Raw genomic sequence first — 19,451 nt, forward strand, 5'->3', positions numbered from 1 at the left:
CGCACTGCGCGACCGCGAGGCCGCCAGTGTCGACCACTACCGGCGGCTCTTCGGGCGACGGCTGCGCGAACGCCTCGCCGACCGGCCCGACGGCGAGCTCGCGGCGGCCGTCACCGCCGCCGCGGTCGTCGCCGCGCACAACCACGCGCTGCGGACCTGGCTCGTCGACGGCGCCCGCCCCGGGGCCCGCGACGCCTGCCGGGCCGCGTTCCGCCGCGTCGAGACGATGCTGCCCGTCGCCCCCGACCGCTCCGCCGACGACCTTGCCGACGGCCTCACCGCGATCGCGACCCGCCTCGAACGCGCGGCCGCCCGCCTGGAACGGGCCGGCCCGCCGGACCGTTCCGGAACTGTCGGCCCGCCGTCGTAGGGTGCCCGGTATGTCGGAACTGGGCACTTCTTCTGAACTCAGCGGCCCCGCCGAGTACAGCGGCCCTTCTGCCTACATCGCCGCTCTCGACGAGCCCGGCCGCGGCGACGTCGCGGCGCTCGACGCACTGATCCGTGAGGCGCGCCCGACCTCGATCCGGTGATGGCCGGGCGGATGCTGGGCCCGGCCCGGCCCGGCCCGGGCAGTGCCGTGAGCGGGAGCCGACCGGCCCCGGACATACATGATCCCCGGGCCGCACCGGAGTGCGTGATCGGGCTGGACGGGCCCGAACCCGGGGATCACGGGTGACTGCCTGGAATTCGCCGGTACCACATTCCGGCTTCCATCGGCCGTCGGAGATCGTCCCGTGGTACTAGCGGACAGCCACCTCACATGAAGTCCAGTAGCTATTCAACGTTGGACCACCTCCTCTCCTGTGTGCCGCCACGCTACGTCCGGATCCGGCGCCTCTGCAACGACAATTCCGGGAGTCGTCTCAGAGGGTGCGAGGACGCTCCGGGGAGGTACGCGCGGCCTGCCGCAGCCGGGCGGCCTCGCGGGTCAGGTGGTCGCGTTCGGCGACGCTCGTCGCGGCACCGGCGGCCTCGACGTACCCGGTGGCGGCGCCCTCGAGATCACCGGCGCGTTCGAGGAGGTACGCCCGGGCCGCGGCGTACCGGGGCAGGCCGGGATCGACGTCGGCGAGCGCCGCGAGACCGGCCCGCGCACCGTCCGCCTCGCCGACGGCGACGGCCCTGTTGAGTGCCACGACGGGCGAGCCCGTGAGGGCCAGCAGCTCGTCGTACCACTCGACGATCTGCGTCCAGTCCGTCTCCGCCGCGGTGGTGGCGTCGGCATGCAGCGCGGCGATCGCGGCCTGCGCCTGATACTCCCCCAGCCGGTCACGGGCCAGGGCCGTCTGCAGCAGCGTCACGCCCTCCGCGATCATGCCCGTGTCCCAGCGCGACCGGTCCTGCGCGGCCAGCGGCACCAGCCGCCCACCCGGACCGGTGCGCGACGCCCGCCGCGCGTGGTGCAGCAGCATCAGCGCGAGCAGACCTGCGGCCTCGGGTTCGTCGGTGAGCGCGACGAGGCGCCGGGCCAGCCGCACCGCCTCGGCCGCCAGGTCGACGTCACCGCCGTACCCCTCGTTGAACACCAGGTAGAGCACGCGCACGACCGTCGACAGGTCACCGGGCGCGTCGAGCGGCACGCCCTCCAGCTTGCGTTTGGCCCGGCTGATCCGCTGAGCCATGGTCGCCTCGGGCACCAGGTGGGCGGTGGCGATCTGACGTGTCGTCAGGCCGCCGACGGCCCGCAGCGTCAGCGCGACCGCAGCCGCCTGAGGCAGGGACGGGTGGGCGCACAGGAAGTACAGCTGCAGCGTGTCGTCGGTGGCGGGCACCGGCCCGTCGGGCGGCTCGGCGTCGACGGCCAGCTCACGTCCACGGCGCGCCGACTCGGACCGGACGGCGTCGAGGAACTTGCGCCACGCGGCCGCGATCAGCCATGCCTTCGGATCCCGCGGCGGGTCCTGCGGCCAGATCTCGTACGCCCGGATCAGCGCCTCCTGCACGGCGTCCTCGGCCGACGCGAAGTCGGCACCGCGGCGGACGAGGACACCGATGACCGCGGGCACGAACTCCCTGACCAGCTCTCCGTTCAGCCCGAGGGTGTCCACCGACGGGTCACTCGCCGCCGGACGGGGCGTGGTTGAGGAACGGCCGCACCTCGAGCCACTCGTGGATGGGCTCACCGTCGGGGCCGGGCGCCGACGACAGCTCGCCCGCCAGCTCGACCGCCCGCTCCCACGACTCCACGTCGATGACCATCCAGCCCGCCACCAGGTCCTTCGTCTCGGCGAACGGGCCGTCGGTGACCGGCGGGCGCCCCTCGCCGTCGAACCGGACGAACGCGCCCTCCTGCGCGACGGCCTGCGCATCGACGAACTCCCCGGTCTCGACGAGCTTGTCGGCGAAGTCCCGCATGAACTGGATGTGCGCGTCGACCTTCTCGGGCGCCCACTGGTCGAGCGGCGCGAAGTCGACGACGGGGGCCGGTCCGCCGCGGTAGTGCTTGAGCAGCAGGTACTTCATGGTGTTCTCCCTCTCCTCCGACGACCCGGCAGGCCGATCGTGTACCAGGGACGGAGCCGGCGCCGGGTTCTCGACACCTCTCCCGGACTTCTTCGGGAGATTTTTCCGCTACTCGCCGCGGGCCGCGCGCAACGCCGCGTCCTTGGCCAGGACGGAGTCGGCGAGGTCACGCTGGAAGCGCACCATCCGGGCGCGCAGCGCGTCGTCGGACGCCGCGAGGATGCGCACCGCGAGCAGGCCCGCGTTGCGGGCGCCCCCGACCGCGACGGTGGCGACCGGCACACCCGCCGGCATCTGCACGATCGACAGCAGCGAGTCGAGCCCGTCGAGACGCGCCAGCGGGACCGGGACGCCGATGACCGGCAGCGGCGTCGCCGACGCGACCATGCCCGGCAGGTGCGCCGCGCCGCCCGCCCCGGCGATGATCACCCGCAGCCCGCGCGACTCGGCCTCGACGGCGTAGTCGAGCATCCGCTGCGGCGTGCGGTGCGCGGAGTAGACGCCCACCTCGCAGGCGATGTCGAACTCCGCGAGCGCCTCGGCGGCGGCCTCCATCACCGGCCAGTCCGAGTCGCTGCCCATGATGACGCCGACCTGCGGCTCCTCGGTGCTCGTCGCGGCGGCCATCAGGCACGCTCCGTTCCGGTCCGGGCGCCCGTCGCGGGGCCGTCGTGGACCGACCAGCCGTCGGCCCAGGTCGCGGTGGACAGCCAACGCGCCGCCAGCGCCGCTCGCTCGCGCACCGCCGCCGGGTCGTCGCCCAGCGCCGTCACGTGCCCGACCTTGCGCTGCGGCCGCTCGTCCTTGCCGTACAGGTGGACCTTGACGTCCGGGAAACGCGCCATCAGGTGGTGCAGGCGCTCGTCGGTCGACATCTCCGGCGCCTCCGCCGCGCCCAGCACGTTGGCCATGACCACCGCGGGCGCCGTCATCGCGACCGCGCCGAGCGGGTAGTCGAGCACCGCGCGCAGGTGCTGCTCGAACTGCGACGTCCGCGCGCCCTCGATCGTCCAGTGGCCCGAGTTGTGGGGGCGCATCGCCAGCTCGTTGACGACGAGCCCGTCCGCGGTGTCGAACAGCTCCACCGCGAGCAGGCCGACGACGTCGAGCTCGTGCGCCAGCCGCAGCGCGAGCTGCTGCGCGGCGATCGCGTCGGCCTCGGCGAGCCCCGGCGCGGGCGCGAGGACCTGCACGCACTGGCCGTCCTCCTGCACCGTCTCCACGACCGGCCATCCCGCGGCCTGGCCGAACGGTGACCGGGCGACCTGCACCGCCAGCTCCCGGCGCATCACGACGGCCTCCTCGACCATCAGCGGCGTCCCCGCGGCCAGCAGCTCGCCGACGAGCTCCGGGTCGGCGGCCGGCAGCATCCAGACACCACGGCCGTCGTAGCCGCCGCGCACCGCCTTGAGGACGACCGGCCAGCCGTGCTCGGCGCCGAACGCCTCCACCTGCGCGGGCTCGGTGATCTCGGCGTAGGCCGGGACGGGCGCGCCCATCGTCTCCAGCCGGCGGCGCATGACGAGCTTGTCCTGCGCGAACAACAGCGCGTCCGGCCCGGGACGCACCGCAGCACCCGCGGCCGCCAGCTCGCGCAGCCGCTCCTGCGGCACCTGCTCGTGGTCGAAGGTGACGACGTCGCAGCCGACGGCGAACGCCTTCATCGCCGCGGCGTCGTCGGCACCGCCGAGGTGCACGTCCGGCGTGACCAGCGGGGCAGGCTCGTCGGGGCGCACCGCCAGCACCCGCAACGACTGTCCCAGCGCGATCGCGGCCTGGTGGGTCATCCGGGCGAGCTGCCCGCCCCCGACCATCCCGACGACCGGCATCCGCGGTGTCCCGTCGCGCCCCACGCAGGCACCTCTCCCTCACCCGGGCGTCCTCCGAACGGCCACCCCGTCAAGCGCGTCAGCCTAGTTCGGACACACCGCACGGTTCCGGACCGGGGCAGGCCCCGGCGTCCGCGCTGCCGGCCGCTCTGGCACGATCGTCGAGGTGTCAGTGGTCGAGTCCGTCCTGCTGAGCATTCCTCAGCCCTACCGCGCTCTCGCGATCAAGCATCGCGAGCTGGTGAAGTTCGCCGTCGTCGGGGGCACCACCTGGGTGATCGACACCGCGGTCTTCCTGGTCCTCAAGGCCGGCGTGCTCGAGTCGAAGCCCATCACCGCCAAGGTCATCGCGGTCCTGGTCGCGACGATCGTGTCCTACGTCCTCAACCGCGAGTGGTCGTTCCGGACCCGCGGCGGCCGTGAGCGTCACCACGAGGCGGCGCTGTTCTTCGTCATCAGCGGTCTCGGCGTCGCCGTGTACACCGCGCCGCTGGCGATCTCGCGCTACCTGCTCGACCTGCAGGTGCCCGACGTCTCGATGTTCACCCAGGAGGTCGCCGACTTCGTGTCCGGGCAGATCCTGGGCGTGCTGGCCGGCATGGCGTTCCGCTGGTGGGCGTTCCGCCGCTTCGTGTTCCCCGACACCGATGTCCGCCGCCAGGTCGAGGAGCCGACGGGCCGCGACTGAGGGCCTCGCGCTCAGCGCGGGATCGCCGAGGGACGCGCCTTCCCGACGACGTCCTCTGCCCGCGCCACCGGCAGGAAGATCGTGAACAGCGGGGGCCGCGCCCGTGACAGCTCCAGCCGGCCGCCGTCGGCCTCCACGAGCGCACGCGCCAGCGCGAGGCCGATACCCGTCGACGAGTTCCCGGAGACACCCCGGTCGAACACGTGCGGGACCAGCTCTTCCGGGATGCCCTGACCGCTGTCGCTGACGTCGATGATCAGCAGGTCGTCGCGGGCGCGGGCACTGATCGTCACCGGCCCGGCGCCGTGGTGCATCGCGTTCTCCACCAGCGCGCCCACCGCCTCCCGCAGCCGCGCCGGCGTGACCCGGGCCATCAGGCCGTCGGGCACCCGGAACTTGAGCTGCCGGTTCTCGGCGCGCAAGGTCGGCCGCCACTCGTCCGCGACGTCGCCGAGGCCCTCCTTCAGGTCCAGCGGCTCGGCACCGGCGGCTCGCGCGAGCCTCGCCGCGTCCAGCAGCTCGTCGAGGACCGCGGTCAGCTTCTCCGTCTGCTCCAGCGCGGCCAGGGCCTCCCGGCGCGCGCTGGGGTCCGGGTGGGTGGACAGCTCGTCCAGGCGCAGCTGCAGCGCCGTCAGCCGGCTGCGCAGCTGGTGCGACACGTCACCGACCAGGGATCGTTCCCGCTGGACCAGCTCGGCCAGCGCGGTCGCCGACGCGTCGAGGACGTCGGACACCCGGTCGAGCTCAGGGATGCCGTGCCGGTGCGGCGCCGAGCGGAAGTCACCCGCGCCGAGCCGCGCGGCCCGGTCGGCGACGTCGGAGAGCGGATTGGCCAGCCGGCGCGCGGTGACCGTCGCGACGAACGCCCCCACCCCCACCGACAGCAGTACCAGCAGCAGCACGATGACCGTCACCTGTATCTGCTGGGTGCGCATCGTCGACAACGGCTCGGCCAGCGTCAGCGACGCGCCCGACCCGAACGGCAACGTCTCCGAGACGGTCGCGGCCTCGATCTCCGGGCCCACCGTGCCCACCGGCCGGCCGGGGATGCGGATCGTCAGCTGGCCGCCCGCGGGCACCGCCAGGCTGACCGCGGCCTGGTCGGCCTGGTCGAGCATCTGGTCGTCGTCGACGCGCGCGACGATCCGTTCCAGCGCCGACGTCAGCTCCGCGCGCGTGATGTCCTCGACGAGCCGCCACGTCGTGAACGCGAGCGGGCCACCGAGGACGAGCGCCGTGATCATCACGACGAGCAGCGTCGACTGGAGGATGCGGCGGCGCACGGGTCAGGCTGTCCTGGCCGGTCGCGGCCGGAGAGTCGTGCACTGGCGGGTCATGCTGCGACGCTAGTCGTGGTTGAAGCGGAACCCGACGCCCCGCACCGTGGCGATGCGCTGCTCACCGCCGATCTTGCGGCGCAGCCAGGACATGTGCATGTCGAGTGTCTTCGACGTCTTCAGATCCGGGTCGTTCCACACCTCGCGCAGGATCTCCTCGCGGGTCACGACCTGGCCCGCGCGCAGCAGCAGCACACGCAGCAGCTCGAACTCCTTGTTGGCCAGCCCGACCTCGACCCCGTCGACCAGCACCCGACGCCCCGACAGCTCCATCCGCACCCCCCCGACCTCGACGGTCTCCGGGGTGAGCCGCCGCAGCAGCGCCCGCACCCGGGCCAGCAGCTCGGCGAGCCGGAACGGCTTGCCGACGTAGTCGTCGGCCCCCGCGTCCAGCCCCACCACGAAGTCGACCTCGTCGGTGCGGGCCGTGAGCATCAGGACGGGCAGGTCCGGGAAGTCGATCCGCAGCCGCCTGCAGACCTCCAACCCGTCCATCCCCGGCAGCCCGAGGTCGAGGACGAGAAGATCGACCCCACCCTCACGGACATGGTCGAGCGCCGACGCACCGTCGCCGGCCACATCGACGTGGTACCCCTCACGTTGCAAGGCACGGGACAGCGGCTCGGCGATCGCCGTGTCGTCCTCGGCCAGCAGGACGGTCGTCACCAGCGCAGCTTATGCCCGTCCTCTGCCGGAGTGCGCGGACCCGCACAGCGACACCGGCCCGGAGCGCACCGGCCCTGGGCGTCGGGCCCTGGCGCAGCGTCGAGCAGGTCGGGATCGCCACCCTCGAGCACGTCGACCGGGCCAACCACCGCCGCCCACACCGCGCCGCCGCGGACATCCCGCCCGCCGAACCGGCGACCGCCCAGTACCGCCGACGAGTACCCGAACCGAGCCACGGGGCTCACACCGACAGCTCGCCGGACACACCGGGGCGGTTCAGTGGGCCCCTGACCGCCGCTGGAGACTGAACGCCGCGGCTGCGAGATCCTCGCTCGTGCAACTGGAGATGAACAGCGCCGCCACAGCGGTCGGCCTCGATCCGGTCACCAGGTGCCAGGGTCGGGCGATCGGCGTCCGCGCGACGCGGACCTGGACGAGCCGCCCCTCGGCGAGGTCGTCGGCGACCGCGTCGGCATGCACCAGGGTCACGCCGAGGCCCGCCTTCGCGCCGGCGATGACGGCACCCAGCGACCCCAGTGTCAGGGTGTGGGGATCGGCGTTGGCCTGGTCGAACAAGGACAGCGTGGTCTCGAGCGTTCCCGAACCCGGACCACGCATCAACCAGGTGGACTCGAACGGAGCACCCTGGTGCCCGGGCGCGGCGACGACGATCAGCCGGTTCGCGCGGGTGGCCCCGATCAAGAGTCCGGAGCCGCGCGGCGGGCGACCGGCGAAGACGACGTCCAGCTCGTGGCTGCGGATGGCGGTGAAGAGGTCGTCGCGGGGACTCACGGCGAGCGACACCTGCACGTCCGGATAGTGCGCGCGAAAGCGACCCAGCAGAGTCGGCACCAGGTACTCGCTCGCGGTGCCGACCGCTCCGAGACGGAGCTGACCCAGCCCCGCCCGCCGCACCGCCATCGCCGACTCCTCGAGCAGGCCCAGGATCTGTCGGCAGTAGTCGACGTACACCCGGCCCGCTTCGGTCATGACGATCCCGCGTCCCGACTTCGCTGTGAGCTGGGTGTGGAGCTGTCGCTCCATGCTCGTGATCGCGGCCGACACCGCCGGTTCCGACACATGCAGCTGCGCGGCTGCCGCCCGGACGCTGCCGGCGTCCGCCACTGCCACGAACGTCCGCATCCGTGACCAGGTGACCGGCTGCTCCATGGCGGGAGCATAACTGGCGTGTGGAGAGTACGACCGGATGGTTCACTGTCAGGTTCATCGTTGTCCCCGCCGATGTTCACGGGTTGTCACGCGCGAGGACACCACTCAGCGACGGGCTCGCACTCCGACCCGGGAAGCGCCGGTCACGTACGTGCGACTGCCGGGATCGAGACGCGGTCGATGTCGACCGCCACTCCCGTCGCCCCCGCCGCGATCGCGGGCCCGAGATCGTCGGGCCCCAGGCCGCCTCGGGCGAAGACCTGCAGCGGGCCGGCCTCGACGAGCCTTCGCAGCCCGTCCCAACCCAGCGGCTCATGAGCAGGACGTGCAGGAGTCGGCAGCACCGGCGATACGAGCGCCGCGTCGGCACCCAGCGCAGTGGCCCGAGCGAGGTCGCCGGAGTGGTGGACCGAGACCACCCACAGCGGGATGGGGGGACGCTCCGTCGCAGCCGACAGGGCCGTCGCGCCGGTGTGCAACCCGTCGGCCCCGGACTGCAGAGCCTCCAGGGGCGTTCCCGAGAGCACCAGCCTCAGCCCCGTTCCTCGGCTCACCCGCATCAGCCGACGACCGAGTTGCACCCGCTGCGCCGACGCGAGATCAGGCGCGCGCACGATCAGGAGGCGCACACCCCGAGTTGCCAGGGTGGGGATCTGATCCATGAGGTTCCCGGGACCGTCGGGGCCGCGGTCCACGCGGGCGACAGCCATCAGGTCGGGCAGGCCCAGGGCCGTCATGGCCAGTTCGTTGCTGGGCAGCAGCGGACCCACCGCAGGTTGCCGCGGATCCACCCATGCCAGCCGCTGCCCCTCCCGACCGGTGGGGTCGCCGGACCAGGAGCGCACGTGGAAGAGGTGGATGCGCAGACGCGCGGACGCGAAGTCGTGCGTGTGGACCCGCCAGGGTTCGAGCTCCTGGACGCGGACACCGAGCTCCTCCCAGAGCTCTCGCACCGCGGCCTGGGCAGGCGTCTCCCCGGGATCGATCTTCCCGCCGGGGAGCTCCCAGTAGCCGGCGCCGACCGTGCCGGGCCGACGTTCCGCGAGCAGAACCCTGCCATCGGAGGAACGGACGACTCCGACCGCGACATCGACCTCGGGACGCCCTACCGGGGCGCGACGACGACCGGGCAGCACTAGTCCGGCCAGACCCGCTCTGAATGCAGGATTCCGGGACGGCGCGGCGGCACCGCCTGTTCGGGCGACTCCGGCTCGGCCACCTCCTGCTCGGCCACCGGCTCAACTACCTCCGGCTCGCCGGGCGCGGCGTCCGTCGAAGCCGTGTCGTCCGCCGGTGTCGAACCGGTCGATGTGCTGTCGGCGTCCGCGGCAGCCGTTCGGCGCCGCCTCGGCCGGCCGGCGGCAGCTCCTGCCGAGCGTGCTCGGGGTGGCATCTCAGACAGCTTCCTTCGCAGAATAGGCCCCGGCGCGGACGGCGAACTCCCGCTCTTCCGCGCCGACTGCTCCTCCGTCGGGCCCGTTCACCGTCACGCGGACGTGGGTGCGGGCGAAAGCGAGATCCGGGTACAGTCCCAATTCCTTCGACAGCTCCTCGAGAAATGTGAGGAATCGACGCGTCTCGTCGTAGGTGTCGAACTCGAATCGGCGGTGCAACAACGATGGCCGCTCGGACTCAGTCCAGCCCGCGGGCACCGGGGACTCCGTCGTCATCACGTCCCTCTCTGTTGGGTGAAAATGGTCGCCGGCGCCAGCCGAGAATACGGCTGGCGCCGGCCGCACTGGAGAGCCTCTGCTCAGCCGACGGGAGCGCTGGGCTGGTTCGGCACAGGCGTGAAGAACTACCGCGCGGGGGTCTGACCGGCGGCGGGGTCGTTCTCGCCGGCGGGCAGGATCTGCTCCACCTCACTGTGCGGGCGGGCGATGATGTGTGCGGCAGCGAGGCCGTCACCAACCCGCTCGCAGGCGTCGGCGCCGGCGCGGACCGCAGCGTTGACCGCACCGGTCTCACCGCGGACCAGGATGGTGACGTACCCGCCACCGACGAACTGGCGCCCGATGAGCCGCACCTCAGAAGCCTTGGTCATGGCGTCGGCCGCCTCGATGGCCGGCACGAGCCCCCGGGTCTCGATCATCCCGAGTGCGATGCCGAACCTCTCGTCGCTGCGCGTCATTACTTTCCTTCCTTCGGACATTCGAGATGTGAACTCTGGTATTGGTCGTACGGAGTGGAGCCGAGACTCATGAGCGCCAACGCTCTTCACTCCAGTGGTCGATGATTCCGCCGATCGTCAGATCGGTCGTGATCGCTGCGTTGCCGGCCGCGTAACGCGCCGCCGACGTCGCAATGGTGAAGACGAAGTCTCCGGGCTTGGTTCCGACCGGGTCGGTGGCCACCTCGACATTGCCGCGGTCGTCCTCGACCACCTGCAACGACGTGAAGCCCAGTCCCGCGACCTGCTCGGTGGCGACGAGGTCGCGGGCGACCCGCTGGATCCTCATCCCTTCGCTCCGCCGCCGGACCCGCGGGCCGACGCCTGACCGGAGGGATGCTCGTCGTCCCAGTAGTCGATGATGCCGACGATCGTCAGGTCACTCGGGTACTCCTTGCTGCCGGCGGCATCACGCGCCGCAGAGCTGCCGACCGCGATCACCCAGTCACCCGGCTTGCAGCCCACCGGGTCGACCGCGACCTGCTTGCTGCTCGACCCGCGCTCCTGGACCACGAGCAGCCGGTGCCGGTCGAGGTTGCCGATGCGGGCGGTCGCGACGAGCGTCCCTTCGACTCTGAAGACCTTCATGCGTGCGCTGCCTCCTTCGGTCGTCCGAGGGTCGAGGTGCTGATCGCCGGTGCGACGGACGTCATGCCGACGCACCACCGGACAGGGTGATCCGGCTGGTCGTGTTGGTGGTCTGGCCCGACTGCCCGGTGATGTTCTGGCGCCGCTCCGACGGCGTGGACTTCTCACGGAAGCGGGTCGCGCCGGCCCAGGCGTGCGACTCACCACGGGCCTCGGTCGGGTTGCGCCCGGCCGAGATGTAGCCCTCGGTACCGGTGACCAGCTTGTTCGACGTCCACGCCGACCCGGTCACCTCGCGACCCTCGGTGCTTCCCTCGCCGGTGATCGACGTCGGCGGGGCGTCGCGACGCCGCCGGGGCCGGAAGACGAACTCGTTGTTGCCGGTGACCTTGCCCTCGGCGACAGCGAACGAACCCGTGACGCGATCCTGGTCCGACGCACCGTCCGGCACCTCGCCGGGGCCGCCGCGGCGGGCCAACGCGATCGGGAACGAGGAATCGGCCGACCATGGCCCCGGCACCGGCTCGGCAGCCCGCATGTCGTGGTGGTAGGACGTCCCGGTCACTGCTTGCGACCGACCGCGCTCGGTTCCCGTCACCGCCTCGGCGTGCATCGGCACGTCGCCGGTCACGGCCACACCTCCGGCGCGTGCGTCCAGTCGTTGCCCGGCCGCGTCACCTTCCGCGGTCTCACACCAGCCGATCGCGGTCCCCGGGCCCTGGTAAGGGGTACCGGTCACCGGTCGGCACGAGCCGGGCTCGTCCCCGGTGACGTTCGGGCTGTGCTCCACGTTCGGGCCGGTCACACGCTGTCCACGCCAGGTCAGCGCCTCCGTCACCTTGCCCCCGGTCACCGGGTCCAGCCGCGACCCGCCATGACCGGCTGCCGGAGCGGTGACACCGTCGGTGCCGGACCATTCGGTGGCGGACGACGGCCGCTGGTACTGGTCACCGGTCAGCGCACGTGATTCGCCGGCCTCGTTGCCGGTGACGCGCCCGCTGCGCCCCACCGCTGTGCCGGTCACATCCCGACCACCGTCGGAGGTCTCCAACGCCGAACCGGAACGAGGGCTCGGCGCCGGTCGCGGATCGTTCTTCCGCGGGAACTGCGCCTTCCGCGGGAACTGCCCCGAGCGATGACCGGCCGCCCCACTGCGCGGCGTGAGGTCGTCGTCGACCTTCTGGTCCGCCTCCCCGGTGATGGCGATGTGCTCGCCGAACTCGTCACCGGTGATCGCCACCTGGCTCCGCACCGCCGTACCCGACACGACCAGGCCCTTCGCGGTGCGCACCAGGCCGACCTTCGGCTTACCGGACACCGACTCCGCGGAACCGTCGGGGACGTACTGCGACCCCGACACCGCCATCCCGCGCCCGGGCTCGTCACCGGTCACCCGGACACCCGGACCGATTCGCACCCCGGTCACGCGCAGCCCGCCCTGGGTCGGCGACTCGAGCACCTTCGGCGCGTTGCCGAGCTGTCCCCCACGTTCTGGGCGGACCCGGCCGGAACCGGTCGCCTGCGCCGATGCCTCGGCGCCGGCGTTCAGACCACGCTTGCCCTGCGTCAGCTGCCGGCGCCGCTGCCGTGCCGAGGCCCGGCCCAGCTGCGCGTCGGCCACTGCACCGGACCCGGCCGGAGCCGGAGCAGGCGCCGGGGAGGCGGGCACCGGCGCCACGACGGCACCGTTCAGACCACGCTTGCCCTGCGACAGCTGCCGACGACGCTGCAGCGAGGACGCCCGGCCCAGCTGCGCGTCAGCGACCGCACCCGACCCCGAGGCGCCGGAAAGGGGCGCGGCGACCGGCGCCACGACGGCACCGTTCAGACCACGCTTGCCCTGCGACAGCTGTCGACGACGCTGCAGCGAGGACGCCCGGCCCAGCTGCGCGTCGGCCACCGCACCCGACGCGGCCCGGATCGGAGCCGGGCTCGGCGACGACACGACGGCGTGCACCCGCATCGGAGCCGAGTCGCTGAGCGACAACACATGACGCCGCGCCTTGGCCGCCGTGCGGCGGCCGGCTGTGGATTCCGGCGCGGCCGGAGCAGCCGACGCGGCGGGAGAGGGACTACCCGCCGACGCCAGGTGCCGCCGCGCCTTGGCCGAAATACGGCCGCCACCTGCGGTACGCGAGCCGGCCCCAGCCGGGGACACAACGCTGGGCGAAGGCACGCGAGCCGCCGGTCCCAGCGCCGCACGACCCGCCGACAACGCACGACGCCGCGCCTTGGCTGCGTCGCGGCCACCGGCTGCCGAACCCCTCGCGGCAGCCAACTCATCCGGGTCTGCGGTCTGCACCGCGTACATGCCCATGGGTCAGCGAGCCCCGTAGACGACGAAGGCCGTGCCCTGCGACTGCGTGAAGTTGTCGTACGCGATCAGGCGCACGAGGTGACCGGGATTGGCCCGGTGGCACGCCTCGAGCTCGCTCAGGACCCGGTCCACCGACTTCTCACCGAAGAACGGCAGCTTCCACAGGTACCAGAAGTTCGAGCCGGCCTTCTCGGGCTCGGTGTGCTCGACCGCCGGGTTCCATCCCTGCTGGAGCAGATAGGTGATCTGCGCACGCATGCGCTCGGGCGTCATCGGCGGAAGGTAGGAGAACGTTTCGACGCGCCCCGTCGTGGGCCCGTAGGCTTCCATGGTCATGTCCATCTCTCTGTGAGGGCTCGGGGGCCGGATCGGGCAGCCGGGTCACGTCAGGCGTCGAGCTTGTCCACCGTGTCGAACTCGAACTTGATTTCCTTCCAGGTGTCCAGAGCGACGGCCAGCTCCGGGCTGTGCCGGGCCGCCTCGGTGAGGATCTCCCGACCCTCACGCTCCACCGCGCGGCCCTGGTTGCGTGCTTCCACGCATGCCTCGAGCGCGACCCGGTTCGCGTGCGCCCCCGCCGCGTTGCCCCACGGGTGACCCAGCGTGCCGCCACCGAACTGCAGGCAGGAGTCGTCACCGAAGATCGCCACCAGCGCGGGCATGTGCCAGACGTGGATACCGCCCGAAGCGACCGGCATCACCCCCGGCATCGAACCCCAGTCCTGGTCGAAGAAGATGCCGCGCGAGCGGTTCTCCGGCACGAACGACTCACGCATGAGGTCGATCCACCCCAGCGTGGCCTGCCGGTCACCCTCGAGCTTGCCCACCACCGTGCCCGAGTGGAAGTGGTCGCCCCCGGACAACCGCAGACACTTGGTCAGGACCCGGAAGTGGATGCCGTGCATCGGGTTGCGGTCGACCACCGCGTGCATCGCCCGGTGGATGTGCAGCAGCATGCCGTTCTCGCGGCACCAGTTCGCCAACCCGGTGTTGGCCGTGAAGCCTGCGGTGAAGAAGTCGTGCATGATGATCGGCGCGCCGAGCGACTTCGCGTACTCGGCCCGCTTGTACATCTCTTCCGGCGTCGCCGCCGTGACGTTCAGGTAGTGGCCCTTCTTCTCACCGGTCTCGGCCTCGGCCTTCTGCACGGCCTCCATCACGAAGTCGAACCGGTGGTTCCAGCGCATGAACGGCTGGCTGCCGATGTTCTCGTCGTCCTTGGTGAAGTCCAGACCACCACGCAGGCACTCGTAGACCGCCCGGCCGTAGTTCTTGGCCGACAGACCGAGCTTCGGCTTGATCGTGCAGCCCAGCAGCGGACGCCCGTACTTGTTGAGCCGGTCGCGCTCGACCTGAATTCCCTGCGGCGGACCACCACAGGTCTTCACGTACGCCAGGGGGAACCGGATGTCCTCCAGTCGCAGGCTGCGGATCGCCTTGAACCCGAACACGTTGCCGACCAGCGAGGTCAGCACGTTGACGACCGAGCCCTCCTCGAAGAGGTCGATCGGGTAGGCGATGAACGCGAAGAACGCGGTGTCGTCGCCCGGAACGTTCTCGATCCGGTAGCACCGACCCTTGTAGTAGTCCAGGTCGGTCAGCAGGTCGGTCCACACCGTGGTCCACGTCCCGGTGGAGGACTCCGCCGCCACCGCCGCCGCGGCCTCCTCACGAGGCACACCCTCCTGCGCAACGACCTTGAACACCGCGAGCAGATCCGTGTCCAACGGCTCGTAGTCCGGCGTCCAGTAGGTAGCGGCGTAGTCCTTCACGCCGGCCTTGTAGGTCTTGTCTGACACGCTTCTCTCCTCGGCTTACGCCCGCTGCTGGGGACGGTCCCTTGCTCCCGCTGCGGGGCCCGCACGCTGGACTGTCTCAACCACCTGATCATCACACTAGGGTCTGGGAACCCTCATGAACAGTGAATCTTCGGTGCTAACACTTCAGTCATCGATTAACTGTTTGAGCGCACTCTGCCCCCTGGACCGACAACACGGATCTGCCGTCAGGGTCGCGAACGTCAGCGTTCGCACGACGTCGATGGACGACGAGGCAGCGCCGACATAGTCGTCGCCATCCCGACCACACCACACCCCCCGGACAGGGGATATCGGTGGGCGCCGTCCCCCACCGGCAAGAGGCCGACCGGTCGGCGTCGACGGCGGCCATGGTCAAGACGATCCGTCCTCGACGTCGACCATCTTCGGCCCCCACACCTCCCAGTAGGTGTCGCGGGGGTGCGGGTCGTCGGTGAACTCGACCGAGACCGGCCAACCGTTTCGCCGGCAGTAGTCGATCTGCAGCGCGATCTCGGCGCCGGTGAGGTCTGGCAGGCAGGAGAAGGCCCCCTGGGCGATGCGCACGTCGGGCTCCTCAGACGTTCGCCGGCGTCGCGGTCACGTCGGGATAGTCGGGAAGTCGGGAAGTCGGGAAGTCGGTGGGCTCGTGGTCGGACGCCACCTCGGTCCGCCTTGCGAGCGCCATCTCGAGCGGGCGGTTGTGCGTGGCCGCCCTCCTGAGGACCTCCGGCCCCTCGCGGAGGACGTCGACACCCTCGTTCCGCGCCTTGACCATCGCCTCGACGGCGACGTGGTCGGCCTCGGCGCCTGCGGCGATGCCCATCGGGTGCCCGGTGGTGCCGCCGTCGACTGCAGGACGACGCCCTCACCGAGGTGGTGCAGCAGGTGGTGCACCTGCCCGGTATGGATCCCACCGGACGCGACGGCATGACGCCGGGGGCCGAGGCCCAGTCCTGGGCGAAGTAAGGCCCCTGCAAGTGCCGCAAGCGTCGTCAACCCGAAGACGTTGCCGGCGACCACGCTCGCGAGGCTCGCGATCGAGCCCTCCTCGAAGAGGTCGAGGTCGAGGTCGTAGGCGATCAGCACGATCCACTGCCCGGGAGTGCCCGGCACGGGCTCGACCCGGTAGCACTTGGCCTGGTAGGTCTCGATGGCCGTGAGGCGGTCGGTCCAGGTGGCCGTTCCGGTGGCGGTGCTCGACTCGCCCGCGACAGCCGCGCCCGCTTCCTCCGGCGGCACCCCCGGCTGCGGTGTGATCCGGAATGCGCACAGGACGTCGGTGTTCTTCGGGACGTAGTCGGGCTGCCAGAACCCCGAGTCCGCGTACGGAATGAGGCCGGCCTGCGAGCGGACTGCCATGGATCAGATCCTTGCGGAGGGTTTTTCACCTGTCCATCGGCCCCTTACCGACTCCGACGTCAACCTGTGGCAAACGGCTTCGTCAACCTGTGTCATGCAACGTCGGACCCCCGACAGATCCTCCGGATGAGGGATGCCCACACGACCCCACGCCCCCAGCTCCTTCCTCCTTGTTCCTTGCTCCTCGACAACGAGTGAAGGGAGCCTGCTCGTGAGTGCGTGCCGGCATTCCGCCGCGCGGATGGTGGCGCCCGGTGAGGCTCCCCCACCGGCTCGACGTGCTGGTCGGCTGACCGGGGCGGGCCGGTCGGGCTCGCCAGGTGGCTTCGTACCGATCCGGTGAGAGCCAGCCGGGGCGGTCCTGGATGCGCTCTCGCGCACCCAGTCACCGATGTTGACGAACAGCGCGTTCTCCGTTTCCTTGCGACTGTCCGGGACGCGCGGTGGACGAACCCGGTCCTGAGCGGAGAGAACAATTCTCTACAAGCGCGTTGTCGTAAGGAATCGCCGAGCGACCCCATCGACGATGGACGAATCCCGTGATCCGCTGAGCGCTGCCGAATCGCAGCGAGTTGCAGTTTCGGGCCCGATCCGAATAAGCCACCCCGAAGCCGTCTTGGGCTCGGCGACGGATTTCACGACCTCTTCCTTGCCGGGTCCACCTCCTGGGCGAAAAGGGCGCTCGCCGCCTCGAGGATTTCGTTTGCCCGGCGGAGCTCGGCGTTCTCCTCGCGGAGCCGACGCGGTTCCTCGGCCTCGGCGGCGGCCGGCCGGTCGTGGCGCCCGCCGTGGTCGGCCCGGTCCCGGCGTCCCCGTTCCGCAACGCCTCGTGGTGCGCCCAGCTGCGCGGCCGGCCGGCGGGTCACGGGAAGGTGAAACGCTCCGTCGCCGACCATCGTCAGTCGTACATCCAGCCAGGCGTGGTCGTGGTCGAAGCGGACGCCGACCTGCCTGCCGCCGACCCACCGGGCCGGGGTCGGCGCGGCCACCTGCCGGGCCGCGCACGCGCGGTGGCTGGCAGAGTGCCCGCCGTGGACGAGTCACTGCCCGCCGACGACGATCTCACCCTCGCGCTGCGCCTGGCCGACATCGCCGACGCGATCACGCTCCCCCGCTTCCGCGCCGCGGACCTGCGGGTCGAGCGCAAGCCCGACCGCACCCCGGTGACCGACGCCGACACCGCCGCCGAGGACGCGCTCCGCACAGAGCTGGGCACAGCCGTTCCTGCCGATGCAGTGCTCGGTGAGGAACGCGGCGGGGAGGTCCCCGCCGGCGGGCGCGGCTGGGTGCTCGACCCGATCGACGGCACCAAGAACTTCTCCCGCGGCAACCCGGTGTGGGCGTCGCTGATCGCGCTGACCGTCCACGGCGCGCCTGTCGTCGGCGTCGTCAGCGCCCCGGCGCTCGGCCGCCGCTGGTGGGCCGCCACGGGGTCCGGGGCCTGGACCTCCGATGCCCCCGGCGCGGTCCCGCGACGCATCTCCGTGTCCGGGGTGGCCGATCTGGGCGACTCCTATGTCTCGACCACCAACCTCAACACCTTCCGCGAGCACGACATCCTCGACAGCTGGCTCGCCCTGACCGACCGCTGCTGGGAGACCCGCGCATTCGGCGACTTCTGGCAGCACTGCCTCGTCGCCGAGGGCACCATCGACCTGGCCGTCGAGCCCGAGGCCAACGCCTGGGACCTCGCCGCGGTGCAGGTCCTCGTCGAGGAGGCGGGTGGGCGGCTGACCGACCTCGGCGGTGTCACCACCTTCGCGGGCGGCAACTCCGTGACCTCCAACGGCGCCCTGCACGACGCCGCGCTCGGCTTCTTCCGCGGCTGAGTCCCCGCGAGGCGCGGGATCCGAGACAGCAGGCCGGTCCGAGGCAGCAGCGTGACACTGCCGCGGGTCAGCGGGCACGGTCCCGCTCCGGGTCGGTGGCGCCGCGCGATCCGAACAGGGAATGCGCTCCGGCTCCGGCCGCGAGCAGCGCGGCCCGGCGCACCGGCGCCGTGCCGTCGGGCAGCGCGGTGTGATCCGAGCCGGGCCCGCGGCGCAGACGGGACCGGCGACGTAGGGTCCGCCCATGCCGGAGCTCGCCTTCGAGGACCTCACCCCGGGCCGTGTGTTCGACCTCGGAACGATCACCGTCGACCGCGACGAGATGATCGCGTTCGCCCGCAGGTTCGACCCACAGCCGTTCCACTACGACGACGAGGCCGGAAAGAACTCGGTCTTCGGCGACGTCGCCGCGTCGGGCTGGTTCACCGCGTCGCTCTGGATGCGCGCCTACGCCGACGCCGTCCTGTTGCGCGCGACCAGCATCGCGTCGCCGGGCGGCGAGGAGATCCGCTGGCCTGCACCGGTGTTCGGCGGTGACGTACTCACCCCGACCCTGGAGATTCTCGACGCTCGGCGTTCCCGCAGCCGTCCCGAGATGGGCCTGGTGACCCTGGGCGCGCGGATGCACCGCGGTGACACCCTCGTCTACAGCGCCCGCTTCACCGGCATGTTCGGCCTCCGCGAGCCCTGACGAGATCCGGCGCCTCCGCCGAGGAGCGTGCCGGCCGGGCCCGTGCGAGACGGCACGTACGACACAGGCGCAGCCGGAGGACAGGCCAGAACCACCAGGCCCCCGGTCAGCGCCTCACGAGGAATGAAGTCCTGGTTCCGTACGCCCGGGTGTCGAGATCGGCGCGACGGCTCCGTCCCACGGACAGGGAGCGAGCACGGTTCGCTGGAAAGAGCTGAAAGGACCTCGGACATGGCCGTCGCCGATGATCTCGACCGCGCCACCGACTCGCAGTGGGACCGGGTCGCCGAGCAGACCAGGCGCTACCTCGCCTCGGACGGAACCGAGGGACACGAGACGGACGGGGTGCGCACACTCGTCCTCGTCACGACCGGACGCGTCTCGGGCAGGCCGCGGCGCACCTGCCTGGCCTACGGGCCGCCGGACGCCTCGGAGGGCGGCGCGGACGCCCGCAGGAGCGAGCGCCCGATCCCGGTCGTCCTGTCGGCACCTCGGGCCTGGCCCGTTCGACCGACCCAGCCGTGACACACGAGGAGCAGAGC

Annotated in this window: 22 protein-coding genes and 2 pseudogenes; 6 read left to right on the forward strand and 18 right to left on the reverse strand. The window is 71.6% G+C overall.

The window, feature by feature from the left end; genetic code table 11:
- Positions 1 to 370 (forward strand): annotated as a pseudogene (locus TOK_RS14750) (hypothetical protein); the annotation flags it as partial.
- Positions 371 to 380: 10 nt separating this feature from the next.
- Positions 381 to 533, forward strand: a complete 153-nt coding sequence (locus TOK_RS32635; protein ID WP_172457571.1) for a hypothetical protein — start codon at positions 381 to 383, stop codon at positions 531 to 533.
- A 333-nt stretch (positions 534 to 866) separates the two neighbouring features.
- Here TOK_RS32635 and TOK_RS14755 read toward each other — a convergent pair whose 3' ends face one another.
- The 4 genes from TOK_RS14755 to TOK_RS14770 form a co-directional block, all read right to left on the reverse strand.
- Positions 867 to 2,036, reverse strand: a complete 1,170-nt coding sequence (locus tag TOK_RS14755; protein WP_098958704.1) for an RNA polymerase sigma factor — start codon at positions 2,034 to 2,036, stop codon at positions 867 to 869.
- A 22-nt stretch (positions 2,037 to 2,058) separates the two neighbouring features.
- Positions 2,059 to 2,466, reverse strand: a complete 408-nt coding sequence (locus TOK_RS14760; protein ID WP_098958417.1) for a YciI family protein — start codon at positions 2,464 to 2,466, stop codon at positions 2,059 to 2,061.
- A gap of 108 nt (positions 2,467 to 2,574) precedes the next feature.
- Entirely contained in the window at positions 2,575 to 3,093 is a 519-nt protein-coding gene (purE, locus tag TOK_RS14765) for a 5-(carboxyamino)imidazole ribonucleotide mutase (RefSeq protein WP_098958418.1), read from the reverse strand.
- The gene (locus tag TOK_RS14770; protein WP_098958705.1) at positions 3,093 to 4,295 is read right to left on the reverse strand and encodes a 5-(carboxyamino)imidazole ribonucleotide synthase; all 1,203 of its coding nucleotides are present in this window, start codon (positions 4,293 to 4,295) and stop codon (positions 3,093 to 3,095) included. Before TOK_RS14770 ends, purE begins: the two co-directional genes overlap by 1 nt.
- Positions 4,296 to 4,461: 166 nt before the next feature.
- Here TOK_RS14770 and TOK_RS14775 point away from each other — a divergent pair, with 166 nt between their 5' ends.
- Positions 4,462 to 4,983 (forward strand): GtrA family protein, encoded by a 522-nt coding sequence (locus TOK_RS14775; RefSeq protein ID WP_098958419.1) that lies wholly within the window; start codon positions 4,462 to 4,464, stop codon positions 4,981 to 4,983.
- An 11-nt stretch (positions 4,984 to 4,994) separates the two neighbouring features.
- Here the strand turns inward: TOK_RS14775 and TOK_RS14780 are convergent, their stop codons facing one another.
- From TOK_RS14780 to rbcL, 14 genes and pseudogenes are all read right to left on the reverse strand, one after another.
- Entirely contained in the window at positions 4,995 to 6,266 is a 1,272-nt protein-coding gene (locus TOK_RS14780) for an ATP-binding protein (protein ID WP_098958420.1), read from the reverse strand.
- Positions 6,267 to 6,329: 63 nt separating this feature from the next.
- On the reverse strand, positions 6,330 to 6,986 hold the full coding sequence (locus TOK_RS14785; protein ID WP_098958421.1) for a response regulator transcription factor: 657 nt from the start codon (positions 6,984 to 6,986) through the stop codon (positions 6,330 to 6,332).
- Between the two features lie 276 nt (positions 6,987 to 7,262).
- Positions 7,263 to 8,156: a LysR family transcriptional regulator gene (locus TOK_RS14795; RefSeq protein WP_098958423.1), complete on the reverse strand. Its 894-nt coding sequence runs from the start codon at positions 8,154 to 8,156 to the stop codon at positions 7,263 to 7,265.
- A gap of 143 nt (positions 8,157 to 8,299) precedes the next feature.
- Positions 8,300 to 9,292: a Nudix family hydrolase gene (locus TOK_RS14800; RefSeq protein ID WP_172457572.1), complete on the reverse strand. Its 993-nt coding sequence runs from the start codon at positions 9,290 to 9,292 to the stop codon at positions 8,300 to 8,302.
- A 258-nt stretch (positions 9,293 to 9,550) separates the two neighbouring features.
- Complete coding sequence (locus TOK_RS14805; RefSeq protein ID WP_216361975.1) at positions 9,551 to 9,808, reverse strand: 4a-hydroxytetrahydrobiopterin dehydratase; 258 nt, start codon at positions 9,806 to 9,808, stop codon at positions 9,551 to 9,553.
- 146 nt (positions 9,809 to 9,954) lie between these two features.
- Positions 9,955 to 10,287 (reverse strand): BMC domain-containing protein, encoded by a 333-nt coding sequence (locus TOK_RS14810; protein WP_098958425.1) that lies wholly within the window; start codon positions 10,285 to 10,287, stop codon positions 9,955 to 9,957.
- Positions 10,288 to 10,354: 67 nt separating this feature from the next.
- Complete coding sequence (locus TOK_RS14815; protein WP_098958426.1) at positions 10,355 to 10,615, reverse strand: carboxysome peptide B; 261 nt, start codon at positions 10,613 to 10,615, stop codon at positions 10,355 to 10,357.
- The gene (locus TOK_RS14820) at positions 10,612 to 10,914 is read right to left on the reverse strand and encodes a carboxysome peptide A (protein ID WP_098958427.1); all 303 of its coding nucleotides are present in this window, start codon (positions 10,912 to 10,914) and stop codon (positions 10,612 to 10,614) included. The genes TOK_RS14815 and TOK_RS14820 overlap by 4 nt, the downstream gene beginning before the upstream one ends.
- A gap of 61 nt (positions 10,915 to 10,975) precedes the next feature.
- Complete coding sequence (locus tag TOK_RS14825; RefSeq protein WP_172457573.1) at positions 10,976 to 12,877, reverse strand: CsoS2 family carboxysome shell protein; 1,902 nt, start codon at positions 12,875 to 12,877, stop codon at positions 10,976 to 10,978.
- Between the two features lie 357 nt (positions 12,878 to 13,234).
- Positions 13,235 to 13,573: a ribulose bisphosphate carboxylase small subunit gene (locus TOK_RS14830; protein ID WP_306305142.1), complete on the reverse strand. Its 339-nt coding sequence runs from the start codon at positions 13,571 to 13,573 to the stop codon at positions 13,235 to 13,237.
- A 44-nt stretch (positions 13,574 to 13,617) separates the two neighbouring features.
- Positions 13,618 to 15,030, reverse strand: a complete 1,413-nt coding sequence (locus tag TOK_RS14835) for a form I ribulose bisphosphate carboxylase large subunit (RefSeq protein ID WP_098958429.1) — start codon at positions 15,028 to 15,030, stop codon at positions 13,618 to 13,620.
- 372 nt (positions 15,031 to 15,402) lie between these two features.
- The gene (locus TOK_RS14840; RefSeq protein ID WP_098958430.1) at positions 15,403 to 15,594 is read right to left on the reverse strand and encodes a ribulose bisphosphate carboxylase small subunit; all 192 of its coding nucleotides are present in this window, start codon (positions 15,592 to 15,594) and stop codon (positions 15,403 to 15,405) included.
- A gap of 10 nt (positions 15,595 to 15,604) precedes the next feature.
- On the reverse strand, positions 15,605 to 15,853 hold the full coding sequence (locus TOK_RS34100) for a hypothetical protein (RefSeq protein WP_253258390.1): 249 nt from the start codon (positions 15,851 to 15,853) through the stop codon (positions 15,605 to 15,607).
- Positions 15,854 to 16,065: 212 nt separating this feature from the next.
- A pseudogene (gene rbcL, locus TOK_RS34105) lies at positions 16,066 to 16,389 on the reverse strand (ribulose-1,5-bisphosphate carboxylase/oxygenase large subunit); the annotation flags it as partial.
- A gap of 1,031 nt (positions 16,390 to 17,420) precedes the next feature.
- Here rbcL and hisN point away from each other — a divergent pair.
- The 3 genes from hisN to TOK_RS14860 all read left to right on the forward strand — a co-directional run bounded on the left by hisN (position 17,421) and on the right by TOK_RS14860 (position 19,434).
- Positions 17,421 to 18,218 carry a histidinol-phosphatase gene (hisN, locus tag TOK_RS14850; protein WP_172457574.1) on the forward strand — a complete coding sequence of 266 codons (798 nt, stop codon included), beginning with the start codon at positions 17,421 to 17,423 and terminating at the stop codon, positions 18,216 to 18,218.
- A gap of 244 nt (positions 18,219 to 18,462) precedes the next feature.
- A complete protein-coding gene (locus tag TOK_RS14855) occupies positions 18,463 to 18,909 on the forward strand; it encodes a MaoC family dehydratase (protein WP_098958431.1) in 447 nt (148 codons plus the stop codon).
- Positions 18,910 to 19,140: 231 nt separating this feature from the next.
- Entirely contained in the window at positions 19,141 to 19,434 is a 294-nt protein-coding gene (locus TOK_RS14860; RefSeq protein WP_098958432.1) for a nitroreductase/quinone reductase family protein, read from the forward strand.
- Positions 19,435 to 19,451: the final 17 nt, after the last annotated feature.

Source organism: Pseudonocardia sp. N23 (assembly GCF_002583555.1).
In the GTDB taxonomy this organism is placed as follows: domain Bacteria; phylum Actinomycetota; class Actinomycetes; order Mycobacteriales; family Pseudonocardiaceae; genus Pseudonocardia.